Origin of the sequence: Bradyrhizobium elkanii WSM2783 (assembly GCF_000472865.1) — a bacterium.
Taxonomy (GTDB): Bacteria; Pseudomonadota; Alphaproteobacteria; order Rhizobiales; family Xanthobacteraceae; genus Bradyrhizobium; species Bradyrhizobium elkanii_A.
Window position 1 is genome coordinate 24,180 of record NZ_AXAP01000045.1, and the last position, 14,879, is coordinate 39,058.

Here is a 14,879-nt window from a genome sequence, read left to right on the forward strand (position 1 = left end):
CAGGCGCACCGGCGATGGACCTTCTCGGCAGCCTCGGCATTCTCGTACGCGTAGCGGAAGTTCTTTCGTTTTCCGCCGTCGCGCGCGAGCGTGATGTGAGCCAGGCCGCGGTCGCCCGCCAGATTTCGCAGCTCGAAGAACACTTCGGCGTTCGTTTATTCCATCGCACCACGCGAAAGATCAGCCTCACCGACGACGGACAGATGCTTGTCCTTCTCGCCCGACCGATATTGGACGGCGTCGAGGGCATGCTGACGGCCGTGGGACGACAGAGCGCCTCTCCCATAGGCCTGGTCCGCGTCGGCGTGACGGGGACCGCAGGTCGCTTCCTCGCGCGGCGTCTTCCCGAGTTGCTCGCGGATCACCCGGGGCTGAAGGTCGAACTCGTGGTGAGCGATCGGATCGGCGATATGATCGAAGATCGTCTCGATCTCGCGATGCGCGCCGGCGAAATATCGGATGCATCGCTGGTCGTTCGTCACGCGGGCACGATTTCGCGCGTCGCCGTGGCGGCGCCGAGCTATATCGAAAAGCATGGCGAGCCTTCCTTGCCCGCCGAACTTGCAGAGCATACCTGCATCGTGCACGCCACCAGCCAGAATTCGGATATGTGGACGTTCGTGACCAACGAAGGCACCCAGCAATTTCGCGTGTCGGGCGGATTCCTCGCCAATGACGGCAGCGCTGTGCATCTGGCGGCCAGAGGCGGATACGGGATTGCCTATCTCACGCTCGTCGACGTGTTCGACGATCTGCGCAGTGGCCAGCTTATCCGCGTCTTGAACAACTTCCCGTCGCCGAACATTCCGCTCAGCCTGGTCTACTCCTCACGCCGACATCTTGCGCCGCGCACGCGCGTGGTGCTGAATTTCATCCTGGAAGAGCTGCGAGAAATTCGCGCTTTGCTTTCCGAGGACCCGGGCGAGATCCGGAACCAGGGAAGCGACCAAAGCGCTCCGGTTCTCAGCGTGTGAAGCGCGGGCCGCCGAAGCGAACCCGCACTGTCGTTCGACATTCAGGATGAACGATGCGTCAGTCGCAGCGAAGCTGCCGATTGTCCGCTGCAGCAACGGCTCGCGATCCGGATTTCTGAGACCGAACCCGCGGCGCGCATTGCGAAGCACGACCGCCTTCCATTGCCGCGTAGGCGCTGGCGTCATTCACGAGCTTGTTTGCGCTCGCCCCCGAATTCAGCACATCCGAGTTGGGATGATAGAATGCGTGCAGGCCGGGCTCCTGAATCGCTTGCTGCGCGAACACCGGCGCTGCCGCCAAAGCCGAAAGCATCATGGCCGAAGCGACTGATATCTTGAGGCTGTTCATCTTGTTTCTCCGTAACTGCCTTGGTGAGGATCACGGCAGCAATCATCGCCCACGCAACAGCGTGGTTCTGGTAATCGTTTGAGGGACATGCCCGCCTGACTCGCAATGGCTGCAACTGATCTGGCAGCACAGCTATCGCGGAACACCGATTCGGAAAAAGCGCGCCGCGCTTGAAAGACTTGTGCGCAAATCGCAGAAATCGGCGCGTCGCCAAGCGGCGCAAGGAATGCGTCGCGCTCGTGCGAAAAGAACGATGAATTACCTCTACACGAGCGCGTGAACAACACGATAAACGCCGCTATACGCTCACCGGATGTTCGATTCATATCTCTCAAAATGGCGCCTCGTCCCTGATGGCGAACCCATTGTCACCCATGCGGCGCGGCTGCTGCCGGTGCTACGGCACGGCGAACCCGCCATGCTCAAGCTGTCGTTCGAGGAGGACGAACGCCTCGGCGGCGCGGTCATGGAATGGTGGGATGGAGACGGCGCAGCCTGCGTGCTGGCGCACGACGAACACGCGCTGCTGCTGGAGCGCGCCACCGGTCCGGCCTCTCTCAGCGACATGGCCCGAACGGGGCAGGACGATGAGGCCTGCCGCATTTTGTGCCGGACAGCCGCCCGCCTTCATGCGCCCCGCACCAAGGCCTTGCCGAAGCTGATGCCGCTGGCGCAATGGTTTCGCGAACTCGCGCCAGCCGCGCGAACCTACGGCGGGATTCTTCCCCGCTGCACCGAGACGGCCGAAGCCCTGCTCCGCGACCAGCGCGACATCGTCGTCCTGCATGGCGATCTGCACCACGACAACGTGCTGGACTTTGGCGCGCGCGGCTGGCTCGCGATTGATCCCAAGCACATCATGGGCGAGCGCGGCTTCGACTTCGCCAACATCTTCACCAATCCCGATCTCGCCGACCCGACGCGGCCGGTGGCCACCGTGCCGGGCCGCTTTGCACGTCGTCTGGACATCGTCGCAGAAGCCGCAAAGCTCGACCGGCTTCGCCTGCTTCGCTGGATCCTGGCTTGGACCGGTCTGTCTGCAGCCTGGTACTTGGGCGACGGCGATCCGATGGCGCAGATCGATCTGCATATCGCGCGACTCGCTGCGGCCGAGATCGATCGGATGGGTCGATGAGGAACTTCGCACCTGGCCTGAAGGTTATCGTGGGACATCATTGGGAGAAGCGAATGTCAAAAAGTAAGCTCTCCATGCTGATCGCCGCAGCTCTCGCACTCGCGCCACTTCAGGTGTTTGCGCAAGGCGTCGGCAGTCCACCGCCGCCCAGGCCTGGAGACCCGGCCGCTGCAACAGGCGCCGTGGGCGGAAGCGCGCCGCCACTCAAACCTGGAGCCCGGACCGGTGGTACCCCCGGCAGCGTGGGCAGCCCACCGCCACCGAGGCCTACGCCTCCGAGCGATGGCAAGAAAGGCGACTAGCGCGCCAACGGCAGGGCATGCTGTTTTCCGTCGCGATGCATCTTGCCTTCGACTGTTCTGCGTCTGACTTCATTTCGTTCTCAAGGAACGAATCAAAGCCGCGAAAATCGGTCCGGACAGCGTCCTAACGATTGGTTTCCGCCGAACGTGGCGACGTCATCTCATTGACGCTGCGTCGTAGCTTTGACTAACATCGACTGCATCATCTGCCCTTTGTCTCCATTCAGGATGGTCGCCATGCGTGCACTGTCTCCCTCGTCGATTCGACCGCCCTTGGCGCGATACAGCCACGGGATCGCCGTGCCGGCAGGCCACCGGCTGGTGATCACTGCGGGGCAACTCGGCATCGCTCCAGATGAGAGGATTCCCGCGGACAGCGAAGCGCAGGCCGATCTATGCTTCGCAAACATTGCGGCGATCCTTGCCGAAGACGGGATGACGCTGGCGAACGTCGTCCGCCTCAGCGTCTATGTGACGGCCCGTGAGCACATGGAGGGCTACAGGCGATCGCGCGACCGGCAGTTTCCGGGAACGCCGCCGGCGACGACGCTGATAATGGTGGCCGGCTTGGTGCGGCCGGAATTCGTTATTGAGATCGAAGCCATCGCGGCCGCCCCTTAGCGCGTTGCCGGACAGTGGTTGCGTGCGAGAGTGAATGCAAGAGAGGCGACTAGCACGCCCGCGGCGGGGCGCGCTGTTTTGCGGGCGATGCACCTGTCTTTGACTGTTCTGCATCTGACTTCATTTCGTTCTCAAAGAACGAATCGAAGCCGGAAAAAGCGGACCCGACCGAATCCTAACGATTGGTTTCCGCCGAGCCTGCCGAAGGCGTGAACACCATTGGCGATATCAGAAACGGAGCAACGGGGCGTTGTAGCCCCTGTCGCGCGCGATCGATTTGGCACACGACAGGAGCAGGACCGGATTGGCCCGCGCTAGCTCACGGCCCGGAACTGGACTTCGCCTTTGTTCAAGAAGCACGTCTTGTTGAACAGCCGCAAGTCCAGCGGATTAGGCAGCCGGACATCGCCAATGTCAGGACACGTCTTCTTCGCCGGATCGTAGGAGCGATCGATCTGCGAGATGAAGACGATGATCAGCCCCCGCTCCCGCGCGAACGATTTCAGCACGCGAACCTGCTCGGCCAATCCGGGGTGTTCACGTTTCTGATCGAGCAATTGCAGATAGTCCACCACCACCAGGGTGCCGCGAGCTGCCGTCGCCAACACCCTCGTGATGTAATCGGCACTTATCGCGTCGGAGCAGTCGAGTTCGAACAGTCCGTCGAACCGCGCGTACTCCGCGCCGATGGCCTGGAAGCGATCCAGAACGTCCCTTTCGGTATACTCCAGCGTGAAGAACACGGCGCGACTGCCGGATTTCATGGCCTCAATGGCGAGCTCAAGACTCATCAGCGTCTTGCCCTGGCCCGGGCGCGCGCCCACCAGCACCAGGTCACCAGGCTTCAACCGAGCAAGCAGCTTGCCGGTGGGCCTGGACGCGGACAGCTTCGCCGCAAGCAGGCTCCAACCGCTATAGCCTTCCTGAAGGGCGATGCGATTCAGCGCGACATGGAGTGGAATACCTTCCTCGCGGGATAGTCGTTTGGCTTTGCGCTTCAAATGGTAGATCGGCGCAGACAGCTTCATCGGCAACCTCCTATTGCGAGCAATCTTCGCAATCCCTCCTTATGCTTGGCGCTCGAACAGTCGGTTCGATGATCAGGTAGCCCGGTATGAACAATACTTTCCCGATCGGAGGGGGGAGGCGTGGGCCGCGCTCGAATCGGATGATAGCGCACTTCGTCGCGGACGGGAATCGCACGGGTCCGACCTCCGACCAAACGCTTGTACGACCATGCCGCCTCGTATGAGAAAGCCCCCGCTAGGCAGCGGAGGCTCTTTCAGAAGTTGAAGGGCCGGACGGTATCTTGCGGATCCAAGAATGCCCGCTTGATGGCCCGATCGCCTTTTCCAATTTTCTCCGGCTGTTGCCGGCCGTCCTCACCAGTCGTCCCGTCAGTCGTTGTCATGATGAATGACGGTTTTCTCGCGAGACCCGTCCTCATTTTCTTTCTTGATGACCGTTGTCCTGTCGGTCTCGCGCGGCTCACGTTCTTTGATGACGGTGGTCCGATCGCGGTCGCGATGGTCGCGAGGCTCACCGACAGTGACGCCGCCGCCGACCGGTCCGGCCTGAACCCCAACGCCAACGTCTTCAGCCAAAGCGGGGGCGGCAAACGACACCATCAAGGTGGCGGCAAGAAGGTAGCTCTTCATCTCGTTCCTCCATTTCGATTGCAGAGGAAGAACGTGCCGGTGCGACATTTCGTTCCTGTCCTGAAGGAGGTCGAAACCCGGACTTCCGAGAAAAAAGCCCCGCAAAAGCGGGGCTTCTTGAAGTTACCACTTCTGACGACCGTACCAGTCATCGATCTCTTTTCTGGCCTGGTCCTTCGCATAGCCGTAACGCTGCTGCAAACGTCCTTCGAGCTGGTCCTGCTTTCCCGCGATGACGTCGAGGTCATCATCGGTGAGCTTCCCCCACTGCTCCTTGACCTTACCTTTCATTTCCTTCCAATTGCCCTCAACGCGATTCCAATCCATTGCTCTCCTCCTTGGACAACTGGTGGCCAACCGACATTGCATGCTTTTGTTCCAATGGCCTGCGCGGCGGCTTCTTGTTTGAACAATCGACATTGCTGCCCGCCTGCTCGAAAGGTACCTCGCCCGCTCCATGAAGATCCCGCGACATGGCGCGGGCGCTTGCCAAATCCTGGGAAGGTTGAGCATCACGACGACAGCGCAAGGATGCAAGAGCCGGAGCGGCCCGTCCTTTCAGTTGCAGTTCGCTCAGGTAATCGTCCTCGATGATCCAGGCGTCGTTCCACCGAGCCCAGGCGATCAGTGCAAGCCGCCGCGGCAGCGATATCGTCATTCCGAGCGGTGCCTGCTGGCCTGGCGTTACAACGGCCAATGTCGCTCCACCGGCGGTCTGGACAGCAGCGGCGACATCAAGTCCTTCCGTATCGACCGGGACAGCTGTCACAGCCATGCCAGCCAGACCAAGCGCGGTACGAGTGAGCGAAAAGCCTGGATCCTCGATCCAGGCTCCCATCCTTTCAAGCTGAAGCCCTCGGATCGCCAGACCGAGCGCACCTGAGAATCCGCCTGTCACGAGCACCGGAGAGGGGCTGCACTGAATGCCACGGACCAGCCCCAAGTAAGCCGCGATCTCGTTTCGAGCTCCGATCGCCACGCGGATCCGGATACGTCACCGGCGGAGGCCAGCCATTGCGCGATGGTACAGCCAAAATTGGCAATCTTGGTACTGTTTTATGACCAGCCGCAACGCATCTATTCGCCAACACCGGCGACCGGAGCGATCCCGATGCATCAGGCTTGGTGGGAACCCCGGCCAATGCAGACAGCGCAGATCGCAGGGATGGAGACCGGACTTCGGCAATGGCTGACATTTTGTGGATAGCCGGCGCGTCCACGCTCCCGAGCCAAAGAGACAAATGACCGAGGAGAAATTACCATGAAAGCGATCGTTGTGACGGACCAGGCGGCGGGAACGGCCGGGATGACGCTGGTGGAGCGGCCCGAGCCGCAGGCAGCGATAAACGACGTCGTCGTTCAGGTTCATGCGTCGGGATTCGTCCCGACTGAGCTGGCGTGGCCCTCGACCTGGACCGATCGCCTCGACCGTGATCGAACACCGTCGATCCCGGGGCACGAGCTGGCCGGAGTGGTCACCGCTCTCGGATATGGCACGACCGGTCTGTCGGTGGGACAGCGGGTGGTCGGCCTCGCGGACTGGTATCGCGACGGCACGCTGGCCGAGTATGTGGCGATCGAGGCACGCAACCTCGCGCCGCTGCCGGGCGATGTCGACTTCACGGTCGGCGCGAGCCTGCCGATCTCGGGCCTGACCGCGTGGCAGGGACTGTTCGAGCACGGCCGCTTTCAGGCGGGGCAGAGCGTCCTCGTGCACGGTGCGGCCGGCGCAGTCGGGTCGATGGTGACGCAACTCGCACGAGAGGCCGGCGCCTACGTCATCGGTACCGGACGCGCCGCCGACCGTCAGACGGTGCTCGACTTCGGCGCGAAGGAGTTCGTCGACCTCGACAACGACGCCCTGGAAGACGTCGGCGGAGTCGATCTCGTGTTCGATGTCATCGGCGGCGACATCGGGAAGCGGTCCGCAGGCCTGATTCGAGCCGGAGGAACGCTGGTGTCTATCGTCGGGCCGGCCGAGGCACGGCCCGCCGACGGCCTCGCGGTCGACTTCGTCGTCGAGTCCGATCGTGCCCAACTGAGTGAGATCGTCCAGCGGGTGCGGGACGGACGACTGCGGACGAACATCGGCAACGTCTCGCCCCTCGAGGATGCCGTCGCCGCCTTAAACCCGACCGAGCGACGCAAGGGGAAGACGATCATCCGCGTTCGTCCCTAAGCGACGCACGCCGATTGACGCACGCAGCCGGCCGGCGCTGTCCAGGTCGGCCGGCTGGCGAGCGCCGATGTGAGCAAGGCGCAAGCGCCCCTGGGTCAACGTGGGCGACCCCTCCGTGTTGCGCCGGACGGCCTTGCAAAACCTTTGGGAAGCCTATCGCGTGCTTGTAGGGATAGACATTGACGGACGGAACGATCAGCGGTTCGCGCAGCTACGGACCGCCGCTCTCGATTGGCGCTTTGCTGTCTAGTCGACAACTCCGTTCAGCGCGAAATCGAAAATGTCGTAGTTGTGCAGCGGTCCGGCTTTTGCCTTTTCCTTGTATTGCTCGCTGATCGGACGCGAAATCAGGAACGGCACCTTCTGCTCGCCGAGGCCACCGTGCGAGCGCAGCCGATGGCCGGCCAACTGGCTGAGATTATGGTCCTCCCGTCGAGCGCCCACCACGGTGTTCCGATCGCTGAAGACCGCAAAATCTCCCTCGCGGTCAATGGGCAGTTCGAACTGCCTACATACCTGCTGCTTGTCCAAGACGAGTTCGATTCCCGGCAACGTCTTGGCAAAGGCAATCATCGCGTGGACATCGCCAGGCTTTCGCAGGTGCACCCGAACAAAGGAACCGAGCGCCCCGTGATGACGAACGAATGGATCCGCAATCGGACAAATCACGCGCACCGAGCCGTCGCCGAACCGTGAGTTCAATTCGTCCTCGAGGTACACGACATTGGGAGTGCCATCCTTGGCAGACTTGTCGTTCATCCCGTGATCTGCGGTAATCGCAACAGTTGCTCCAAGCGAGATGAGGGACGCGATCGCCTTGTCGACAGCCTGATGATACGCGTCAGCTTCGGGCTCGCCCGGCGCATGTTTGTGTTGGACGTAGTCGGAGGTTGACAGGTACATGAGCTTTGGATGCTCAGTCGCCAGGAGCTTGACACCGGCGTCGAAGACGAACTGCGAGAGATCTGCCGAGTATTGGTCCGGCGTAGTGCGCCCCACCAATTTTTCGACGTTATCGATACCGTTTTCCTTCAGATTGGCTTTGCCGGCGTACTCCGAGGAAAAGTTGATCCCCTTCATCTCGTAAGCGAGTACCTTCAGCAACTTGTCTTTCGCGGTCACAACAGCCGTCTTTACGCCAGCCCGACTCAATGCACCGAGGATGGTGCCGCACCTAAGGCGTTTGGCGTCGGTGACCATGATCTCCTTGCCAGTTTCGGCATCGAGATAATAGTTTCCGTTGATTCCATGCACGACCGGCGGCACGCCGGTGACGATTGACGTATTATTGGTGTTCGTCGTGCTCGGCATCGAGCAATCCGCGATTGCAACAAAGCCATGTTCTTTGAAGGACTTCATAGTGGGCAACGTGCCGTTCGCAATGCCATGCTCCAGATAAGCGGGGTCGAAACCGTCGACACACACTACGACGGTCGGACGCTTGGGCGCAGCATAAAATCTTCCGTTCACGTCGACTCCCGTTGCGGGATTCTGCGAGGGCGCGAGGCGTTGGTTCATGGATAAGGCTCCTGCTTGGATGTGGTGGATGAAGCTGCGCCTTTCGGCGCTGCGTTTTTGGCACGGCATGCCGGCGGCACGAGATCTAGAATGTCCATGGGTTTCGCATCGGCCGCCATCAACGCTCGCTCGATAAGCTTGGGCACACCGTCGCCGATCATGGCCCTGATTTCGGCGGTAGCGATGGATCTCAAACCGACTTCGGCGAAAAGCGAATTGACCGCGGCGCGAATGTCTTCCGCGCTGTCGACGAGCGTGCCATCCAAATCAAGGATGACCGCCTGCAGGGTGGGCAAATCGTGCATGGCGGCACATTCCCGCTCGCGAGCGAGAGTTTCAATCGAATTAAATGCACCTATATGTGAGTTGTAGTAACTGTCCCAGCCAGCAGATGACATCCGCAAAATCGTTTTGCGGAGAGACGTCCGAACTCAATTTTCTGGCACGCAGAAATCCGCCGGCGCCGGATAAAATTGACCGGCACGTTTCGTGGGTGCGCTACTTCCCGATCTCTTCTTTCAGCCAATCCACGACGCGATTGACATGTCGCGGATCAGCTCTCGAAGTAGAATGCGCGAAGTACTGCTCTCCTTTCACAGCGATGCCTGGGAGCGGACAGCGCAGCTTCCATCTGCTCGGGCCAGCGAAGAACTCTTTGGGTGCTACAATCGATCCCAATCCTTCGCGCACCGCATGCATCGCGACGAACATGTGATCAAATCGGTGGCCGCCTTCAAGCAGATAATCGCGGACCCCGGCCTCCTGCAGCCACGCTTCCCAGTGCCCCGGACGCGTTGCCGATGTGATCAGAGAATGCTTGAGGATATCAGCCGGCTTCTTAACGGGGCGACGTTGCAAGAGGACCTCCGCGCTGACAGGGGTAAGATTCTCGGTGAAAAGTGCCGTGGTATCCTTGAGGTACGATCCAATCCGCTCCGCTGTGCCTCTCGTTATCACTAAATCATTGGCCGATATGTCGGGGGTCTCGCCGGTCATGCGCGTTGAAATCCAAACCGACACGTTGGCATTGCGCACCTCGAAACGTCTCAATCGGGGCATCAGAAAATACATTGCGAATGTGGAGGGTGCCTCTATGGCAAGAACCGTCTTGCTTCGCTGGCGTCTCACGTACTCGCAAGCGGCTCCGATATCCTTGAAGGATTGCCCCAACTGTTCTGCGAGAATCTTGCCATAGGGGGTCAGCGTAAGACCCCTTCCCTCACGCGTGAATACGTGTTGACCCAGCCAACTCTCGAGGGACCGAATTTGCTTGCTAACCGCTCCGTGAGTCACCCCGAGTTCTTTCGCCGCGGAACTCAGACTGTGCGCACGTGCGGCGACGGCGAACGCCCGAAGGGCGATGAGAGGCAACTCTCGTTCCTTGGTCACTGAGCCCTTCCTGATACCAAAACTCACGTATTATCGCTATATTATCGACTTTCTGTCTAACAGCAAACCGCTCCAGCCGAGAAAAGCGCCACGTTGCATGCGGCGATGCATTGCGTCCAACTCTAGCACTTCGACCATGATCACGGCCGTGAGACCGTGCATACCGAAGGCGCTTTTCGTGGGGCCTTCTGCAAGAATGAGCAGCATGTCGCCTACGGGGATGATGGCTTCCACGCGCAGAATGATGCCGACCCCGCTTGGCGCGCCCCACATCATGAACGCCAGCATAGTCAAGCCCGCATTCCGCACACTCCTACGCGTTACGGACCAGACGGTGCGCGGAATCGCGTTCACCAGGTGATCAACGGAGCACGATGCAGCCAGACATCGGCGCGCAGTTGATCCAAGACGAACGCCGCAACGTCTTGTCGCGATATGCTTCCGCCATGGAAGTCCGAGAGATCCGTCATGGCCCGGACCGAGCCGCGGCTGGGCTGATCATTCAGGACGGAGGGCCGAACGAGAATCCAGTCGAGCCCGCTGTCTCTGACGATGGCTTCCTGGCGGTTCTTGTCGGCGTACACCTTCTTCAGGAGAAGCGGAAAGATCAAGTTGTCGAAGAGAAAGCCGCCGTGTCCGGCGCTGTCGCCGGCGCCGATCCCCGTAATGCAAACCAGGCGGGACACGTGCTCGGCCTTCATCGCGCTCACCAGTGCGCGCGTTGCCGTCGAGAGCAGCGTCACCTCGCTGAAGGGGTTTGCCGGCGTGCCGAGCGCACTCACGACGGCGCCCTGTCCCTCGAGGGCTTCGCGCAACGCTTGTTCGTCGCGGACGTCTCCGACGACGAGCTTGGCGCCTTTCAAATCGCTTGCCTTCTGGGTTGAACGCACCAGCGCGGTGACCTGATGTCCGCGCGCCAATGCCTGGCTGACGATCAGACATCCGGTGCCGCCGGTCGCGCCAAGGACCAACAGTTTCGATGGGGAAGTCCTGGTGCTGTCGTTCGTGGGATTGCTCATGGATGCCTCCTTGAATGGCGGGACGCCTCTCAGGAGGTCGTGCCGCGGTTTCGGTTTTCGGTGATGATCAGAGCTTGGTTTCCGCGAACAATTCGCGGGTCCGCTTTAGCGTGGACAGCAGGGCGGCCTTGTAGCCCTTGTCGCTGTCAAACTGCGCCTGCTCGGCCTGCTCTTCGGGGCCATTCGGCTTCTTGCCGCGCAGCCCCGTGTAGCAATAGAACCGCAGTTGCAGGGCGCCGACCTCGTCCTCGAAGAGTTCGTTGACGATCACGCCTTCGCGCGGGCCGGTGGCTTGGAAGAAGGTCACCTTCTTCTCCGGCTCGAAGGCGATGATCTCGCGCAGATCGTCGCCGGCGATCGTGGCTTCGCGCACGATGTGCGTCTTGCTTTCTTCTACCACCTCGCAACGCGTGCAGAGATTGGGCGGAAGAAACAGCCGGGCGTCGCGGGCCTTGAGAACAAGGCCCTTCCACACCTGCGCGCGGGTCAGCGGAATCTCGCCTTCCGGATTCACCGGAACGGTGGCGGTCGAATAGATCATGGTCGTATTCCTTGGTTGTCGCGTTTGGGTGAAGCCGCTGCCATCAGGCAGCGGCCGTGATCTCGGCGACGAAGTCGCGATAGGAGCGCAGCGGACGGCCCAGGAGAGCGGTCAGACGCTCGACGTCGCCGGCCTCGGGGATCATTCCGTCAGTGAGGAAGCGCTCGCTCATCAGCCGCATGTCGAAGGCCATCCAGCTCGGCATGAACTGCCTCAGGTTCTTCTCGAAGCCGGCGGTATCGTCGCCCGGATATGCGATCGTGCGACCCAGCACCTCCGACCAGATGGCGGCAGCTTTCGCGCCCGTCAGCACATCCGGACCGACGAGATTGATCCGGTCGAGCGGAAGCGACGCGACGGACGTCTCGCGGCGGACGAGCTCGATGGCAGCGATCTCGCCGATGTCGCGCACGTCGATCATGGCGAGGCCCTTGCTGCCGATCGGCATCGGGTAGATGCCGTAGCCAGTCAAGACGTCTTTGATCGTGAGATCGTTGTTCATGAAGTAAGCGGGGCGCAGGATGGTGGCCTTGAAGCCCATCTGCTCGATCATCCGCTCGACTCCGAACTTGCCGGCGAAGTGGGGCACGTTCACGTAGACGTCGCTGTGGATCACCGACAGGTACACGATGCGCTCGATGCCGGCCTCTCGCGCCAGGTTGAGCGCGATCAGCGCCTGGGTGAATTCGTCCGCCACCACTGCGTTGAGCAGGAACAGGGTCGAGACGCCTGAGAACGCGCTGCGCAGCGAGTCGACGTCCAGCAGGTCGCCTTTCACGGCGTTAACGCTTGCCGGGAAGTTGGCCTTTGCAGGATCGCGCACGAGGGCACGGACATCGGCGCCGCGCTTGACGAGTTGTTCGACGACGTGGCGGCCGACATTGCCGGTGGCGCCGGTAACGAGGATGGTCATGGGGATCACTCCGGGTGGGTTGCGACACCCCGCAAATTAGTGATCCAAATTCAGCCAGATAGACGCTATATTTAGACAGATCGTCTCACTGGTGGAACGAATGGATTTGCTGGCCCTCGCCGATTTCAACCTCGTCGCCCGCCATGGAGGCTTTGGACGGGCCGCCCGGGCCGCCGGGCGCCCGAAAGCGACGCTCTCCCGCCGAGTCTCGGAGCTGGAGAGCAGCCTCGATCTGCGGTTGTTCGAGCGTGGAACGCGCACACTGAAGCTTACTCAGGAAGGTCGAGCGCTTTTTGAGCGGACGGGAGCATTGCTCGCCGAGCTCGACGAAACGGCGGCGGCGATCGCTTCGGGCGGGGACAAGCCGCGAGGCCGGTTACGGGTCAGCGCGCCTCTGCTTTTTTCGCAGACCGCGATGGGAAAGCTGGCTGCCGCGTTCGCGCTGAGATACCCGGAGGTTCGGCTCGAGGTCACGACGGAAGACCGCGCCGTCGACATGATCGAGGAAGGCTATGACCTGGTGATCAGGGTCAATCCGGATCCGGACGAAACCCTTGTCGGACGAATCCTGATGCGCGATCGGCTGGTGGTGGTGGCGAGCCCCGACTTAAGTCGTCCTGCGCGCGATCTTGCCGTTCCGACCGTGGTGCGCGGGGTGAGCGATCTGACATCCGTATGGGATGTGAAGTCGTCAAGCGGAAACTCTCGGATCACGACCGACCCGGTGCTTCGCCTGTCGTCGATCGTCATGGTCCGCGATGCGGTCCGCGCAGGCGTGGGCGCCGCACGCCTTCCTGTGTCGCTCGTGAGTCACGATCTGGCCGCCGGCAAGCTTGTCCACTGGGGTGATGTCGACGGACCGGAAATCGTCCTTTGGACACTCTATCCGTCGCGCCGATTGCTGAGCGCTCGCGTATCCGCGTTCCTCGACTTTCTCAAGGAAGCCTTCCCCTCAGGGACACCGGAGGAGCTTGCGGCCTTTATCGATTAGCACAACCGCCAAAGACGCCGTCCGGGGCCGAGAACAGCGGCAACCGAGTCGATGAAGAGACGAACGCGCGGCAAACCCGGGCGGCCCGATGGTCGCGAGCTAGTCGAACGGCTCGGTATCGCGCCCGAAGATTTGCCGCTGATGCTTCGCCCCAACGGCACCTGGAAGATCGGCGCGTCCACATCCTTGTTGATGGGACGATCACTTGGAGTCCCTCATGCAAGCCACTGGCGTGCATTCGGCACAACTAACGAACCCCAGCGCGCGAAATCGTAGTTCGGGTACAAAATCGTGCAAATGGCGGAGAGAGTGTCAGTCAATCCTCGTTGATGTGCAAACTGTTTTTCCTTCAAATACGGGGGAACCAACGGTTCTGGCTACTAGCAATTGGCCTATCCCGTTCGCACGCTGCCCGCAAACCTCAGCGCCTTCCTCCCGCGACTTAGACGTGGCGGCCGACGGTGACGACGCCCGCAATACGATGAAGAGACTGATTGCAGCCAACGACATCTTTAAATGCAGGTTCGAAGAGCTCGGGGTTGGGGAAGGGTAATTCACGCGATTGGCTTTCGTGGATCCGCGAGTTCAAGTACGCGTCACTGAGCTTGAGCTCGGCTATAGCTTCTTGCCTTGGCCGTCGCAATTGCCAGGCAGGTACAATCCCTAAATGCGCCGCTGCGGGCGCCGTCGGATTCGATAGACGGATGCCGGGGGGATGTTGAACGCCGTTCTCCCGACGAGGCTGGCCTTCAACCCGAGACGATCCAGGATCGGGCGCGGCACCGGACAGCGCGGCCCATACGTGAACTGATAGAAGGTGCCGTCATCGCGCATGTGGCGGAAGGCGCCGCTGAGAATTGCGATCACCTTGCGCGGCGACATCGACAGGAGCGGAAGTCCGCTGACCACCGCGGCGGCGGGGGCAATGAAGGGTTCGTATTGCGAAAGCTGACGTGCATCCATCCACAGCACCCGCGCCCTCGGGAAGCGCTCTTGCAGCAAACGGACGAAGTCGGAACCGTATTCTACCAGCAACAAGTCGCGTTCCGGCACGCCGCGTCGGAGCAGCGCCTTCGTGAAGGTGCCTGTCCCCGGCCCCAGCTCGATCACCGGGCCGGCACCGGGAACGATCTCCTGCGTCATCAGACGCGTAAGCGTCTGGCCCGACGGAGCGACCGCAGAGACCTGCCTCGGATTGGCAACGAAGGCGCGGATGAACTCAAAGAAGTCCAGAACGACAGCGGTATCCAACGAGATGTCCTCTCTGGTTGCGAGCAAAGCTGCTCGGGG

General features: G+C 61.2%; 17 protein-coding genes and 1 pseudogene. 5 read left to right on the forward strand and 13 right to left on the reverse strand.

Annotated features, from left to right (window positions below; all coding sequences use genetic code 11):
• Window positions 1-14: 14 nt before the first annotated feature.
• Window positions 15-974 carry a LysR family transcriptional regulator gene (locus tag YY7_RS53305; RefSeq protein WP_063623407.1) on the forward strand — a complete coding sequence of 320 codons (960 nt, stop codon included), beginning with the start codon at window positions 15-17 and terminating at the stop codon, window positions 972-974.
• A 182-nt stretch (window positions 975-1,156) separates the two neighbouring features.
• Here the strand turns inward: YY7_RS53305 and YY7_RS60775 are convergent, their stop codons facing one another.
• Complete coding sequence (locus YY7_RS60775) at window positions 1,157-1,369, reverse strand: hypothetical protein (RefSeq protein WP_155255383.1); 213 nt, start codon at window positions 1,367-1,369, stop codon at window positions 1,157-1,159.
• Between the two features lie 267 nt (window positions 1,370-1,636).
• Here YY7_RS60775 and YY7_RS0130860 point away from each other — a divergent pair, with 267 nt between their 5' ends.
• Window positions 1,637-2,458: an aminoglycoside phosphotransferase family protein gene (locus YY7_RS0130860; RefSeq protein ID WP_028166598.1), complete on the forward strand. Its 822-nt coding sequence runs from the start codon at window positions 1,637-1,639 to the stop codon at window positions 2,456-2,458.
• Window positions 2,459-2,997: 539 nt separating this feature from the next.
• The gene (locus YY7_RS0130865; RefSeq protein ID WP_028166599.1) at window positions 2,998-3,381 is read left to right on the forward strand and encodes a RidA family protein; all 384 of its coding nucleotides are present in this window, start codon (window positions 2,998-3,000) and stop codon (window positions 3,379-3,381) included.
• Window positions 3,382-3,695: 314 nt separating this feature from the next.
• Here the strand turns inward: YY7_RS0130865 and YY7_RS0130870 are convergent, their stop codons facing one another.
• The 4 genes from YY7_RS0130870 to YY7_RS58650 all read right to left on the reverse strand — a co-directional run bounded on the left by YY7_RS0130870 (window position 3,696) and on the right by YY7_RS58650 (window position 6,018).
• Window positions 3,696-4,409 carry a DNA helicase gene (locus tag YY7_RS0130870; protein WP_028166600.1) on the reverse strand — a complete coding sequence of 238 codons (714 nt, stop codon included), beginning with the start codon at window positions 4,407-4,409 and terminating at the stop codon, window positions 3,696-3,698.
• A 369-nt stretch (window positions 4,410-4,778) separates the two neighbouring features.
• On the reverse strand, window positions 4,779-5,039 hold the full coding sequence (locus tag YY7_RS0130875; RefSeq protein WP_028166601.1) for a hypothetical protein: 261 nt from the start codon (window positions 5,037-5,039) through the stop codon (window positions 4,779-4,781).
• A gap of 123 nt (window positions 5,040-5,162) precedes the next feature.
• Entirely contained in the window at window positions 5,163-5,366 is a 204-nt protein-coding gene (locus tag YY7_RS0130880; RefSeq protein ID WP_028166602.1) for a CsbD family protein, read from the reverse strand.
• Window positions 5,347-6,018 (reverse strand): aminotransferase class I/II-fold pyridoxal phosphate-dependent enzyme, encoded by a 672-nt coding sequence (locus YY7_RS58650; RefSeq protein ID WP_349642691.1) that lies wholly within the window; start codon window positions 6,016-6,018, stop codon window positions 5,347-5,349. The genes YY7_RS0130880 and YY7_RS58650 overlap by 20 nt, the downstream gene beginning before the upstream one ends.
• Window positions 6,019-6,300: 282 nt before the next feature.
• Between YY7_RS58650 and YY7_RS0130890 the strand changes: the two genes are divergently transcribed.
• A complete protein-coding gene (locus tag YY7_RS0130890; protein ID WP_028166604.1) occupies window positions 6,301-7,218 on the forward strand; it encodes an NADP-dependent oxidoreductase in 918 nt (305 codons plus the stop codon).
• 246 nt (window positions 7,219-7,464) lie between these two features.
• Here YY7_RS0130890 and phnA read toward each other — a convergent pair whose 3' ends face one another.
• The 7 genes and pseudogenes from phnA to YY7_RS0130925 form a co-directional block, all read right to left on the reverse strand.
• Entirely contained in the window at window positions 7,465-8,736 is a 1,272-nt protein-coding gene (phnA, locus tag YY7_RS0130895) for a phosphonoacetate hydrolase (RefSeq protein ID WP_035691332.1), read from the reverse strand.
• Window positions 8,733-9,134, reverse strand: a complete 402-nt coding sequence (locus YY7_RS0130900) for an HAD hydrolase-like protein (protein WP_245287467.1) — start codon at window positions 9,132-9,134, stop codon at window positions 8,733-8,735. The genes phnA and YY7_RS0130900 overlap by 4 nt, the downstream gene beginning before the upstream one ends.
• Window positions 9,135-9,234: 100 nt before the next feature.
• Window positions 9,235-10,125: a LysR substrate-binding domain-containing protein gene (locus YY7_RS0130905; RefSeq protein WP_028166607.1), complete on the reverse strand. Its 891-nt coding sequence runs from the start codon at window positions 10,123-10,125 to the stop codon at window positions 9,235-9,237.
• A 126-nt stretch (window positions 10,126-10,251) separates the two neighbouring features.
• Window positions 10,252-10,434 (reverse strand): annotated as a pseudogene (locus YY7_RS58655) (DUF4267 domain-containing protein); the annotation flags it as partial.
• A gap of 41 nt (window positions 10,435-10,475) precedes the next feature.
• Window positions 10,476-11,144, reverse strand: a complete 669-nt coding sequence (locus tag YY7_RS0130915; RefSeq protein ID WP_028166608.1) for an NAD(P)-dependent oxidoreductase — start codon at window positions 11,142-11,144, stop codon at window positions 10,476-10,478.
• Window positions 11,145-11,211: 67 nt separating this feature from the next.
• Window positions 11,212-11,685, reverse strand: a complete 474-nt coding sequence (locus tag YY7_RS0130920) for an SRPBCC family protein (RefSeq protein WP_028166609.1) — start codon at window positions 11,683-11,685, stop codon at window positions 11,212-11,214.
• Window positions 11,686-11,728: 43 nt separating this feature from the next.
• Complete coding sequence (locus YY7_RS0130925; protein WP_028166610.1) at window positions 11,729-12,598, reverse strand: SDR family oxidoreductase; 870 nt, start codon at window positions 12,596-12,598, stop codon at window positions 11,729-11,731.
• A 100-nt stretch (window positions 12,599-12,698) separates the two neighbouring features.
• Between YY7_RS0130925 and YY7_RS0130930 the strand changes: the two genes are divergently transcribed.
• Complete coding sequence (locus YY7_RS0130930) at window positions 12,699-13,589, forward strand: LysR family transcriptional regulator (protein ID WP_028166611.1); 891 nt, start codon at window positions 12,699-12,701, stop codon at window positions 13,587-13,589.
• A gap of 663 nt (window positions 13,590-14,252) precedes the next feature.
• Here the strand turns inward: YY7_RS0130930 and YY7_RS53315 are convergent.
• On the reverse strand, window positions 14,253-14,840 hold the full coding sequence (locus tag YY7_RS53315) for a class I SAM-dependent methyltransferase (RefSeq protein WP_035691358.1): 588 nt from the start codon (window positions 14,838-14,840) through the stop codon (window positions 14,253-14,255).
• Between the last annotated feature and the right edge of the window lie 39 nt (window positions 14,841-14,879).

What these genes read in the sequence shown, in the direction of transcription:
- YY7_RS0130865 (WP_028166599.1), top strand. Translation starts at nt 2,998, where the DNA reads ATGCGTGCACTGTCTCCCTCGTCGATTCGACCGCCCTTGGCGCGATAC.
- YY7_RS0130875 (WP_028166601.1), bottom strand. Translation starts at nt 5,039, where the DNA reads ATGAAGAGCTACCTTCTTGCCGCCACCTTGATGGTGTCGTTTGCCGCC.
- YY7_RS0130860 (WP_028166598.1), top strand. Translation starts at nt 1,637, where the DNA reads ATGTTCGATTCATATCTCTCAAAATGGCGCCTCGTCCCTGATGGCGAA.
- YY7_RS0130925 (WP_028166610.1), bottom strand. Translation starts at nt 12,598, where the DNA reads ATGACCATCCTCGTTACCGGCGCCACCGGCAATGTCGGCCGCCACGTC.
- YY7_RS0130880 (WP_028166602.1), bottom strand. Translation starts at nt 5,366, where the DNA reads ATGGATTGGAATCGCGTTGAGGGCAATTGGAAGGAAATGAAAGGTAAG.
- YY7_RS0130890 (WP_028166604.1), top strand. Translation starts at nt 6,301, where the DNA reads ATGAAAGCGATCGTTGTGACGGACCAGGCGGCGGGAACGGCCGGGATG.
- YY7_RS53305 (WP_063623407.1), top strand. Translation starts at nt 15, where the DNA reads ATGGACCTTCTCGGCAGCCTCGGCATTCTCGTACGCGTAGCGGAAGTT.
- YY7_RS0130915 (WP_028166608.1), bottom strand. Translation starts at nt 11,144, where the DNA reads ATGAGCAATCCCACGAACGACAGCACCAGGACTTCCCCATCGAAACTG.
- YY7_RS0130930 (WP_028166611.1), top strand. Translation starts at nt 12,699, where the DNA reads ATGGATTTGCTGGCCCTCGCCGATTTCAACCTCGTCGCCCGCCATGGA.
- phnA (WP_035691332.1), bottom strand. Translation starts at nt 8,736, where the DNA reads ATGAACCAACGCCTCGCGCCCTCGCAGAATCCCGCAACGGGAGTCGAC.
- YY7_RS0130920 (WP_028166609.1), bottom strand. Translation starts at nt 11,685, where the DNA reads ATGATCTATTCGACCGCCACCGTTCCGGTGAATCCGGAAGGCGAGATT.
- YY7_RS0130900 (WP_245287467.1), bottom strand. Translation starts at nt 9,134, where the DNA reads ATGTCATCTGCTGGCTGGGACAGTTACTACAACTCACATATAGGTGCA.
- YY7_RS60775 (WP_155255383.1), bottom strand. Translation starts at nt 1,369, where the DNA reads ATGATTGCTGCCGTGATCCTCACCAAGGCAGTTACGGAGAAACAAGAT.
- YY7_RS0130870 (WP_028166600.1), bottom strand. Translation starts at nt 4,409, where the DNA reads ATGAAGCTGTCTGCGCCGATCTACCATTTGAAGCGCAAAGCCAAACGA.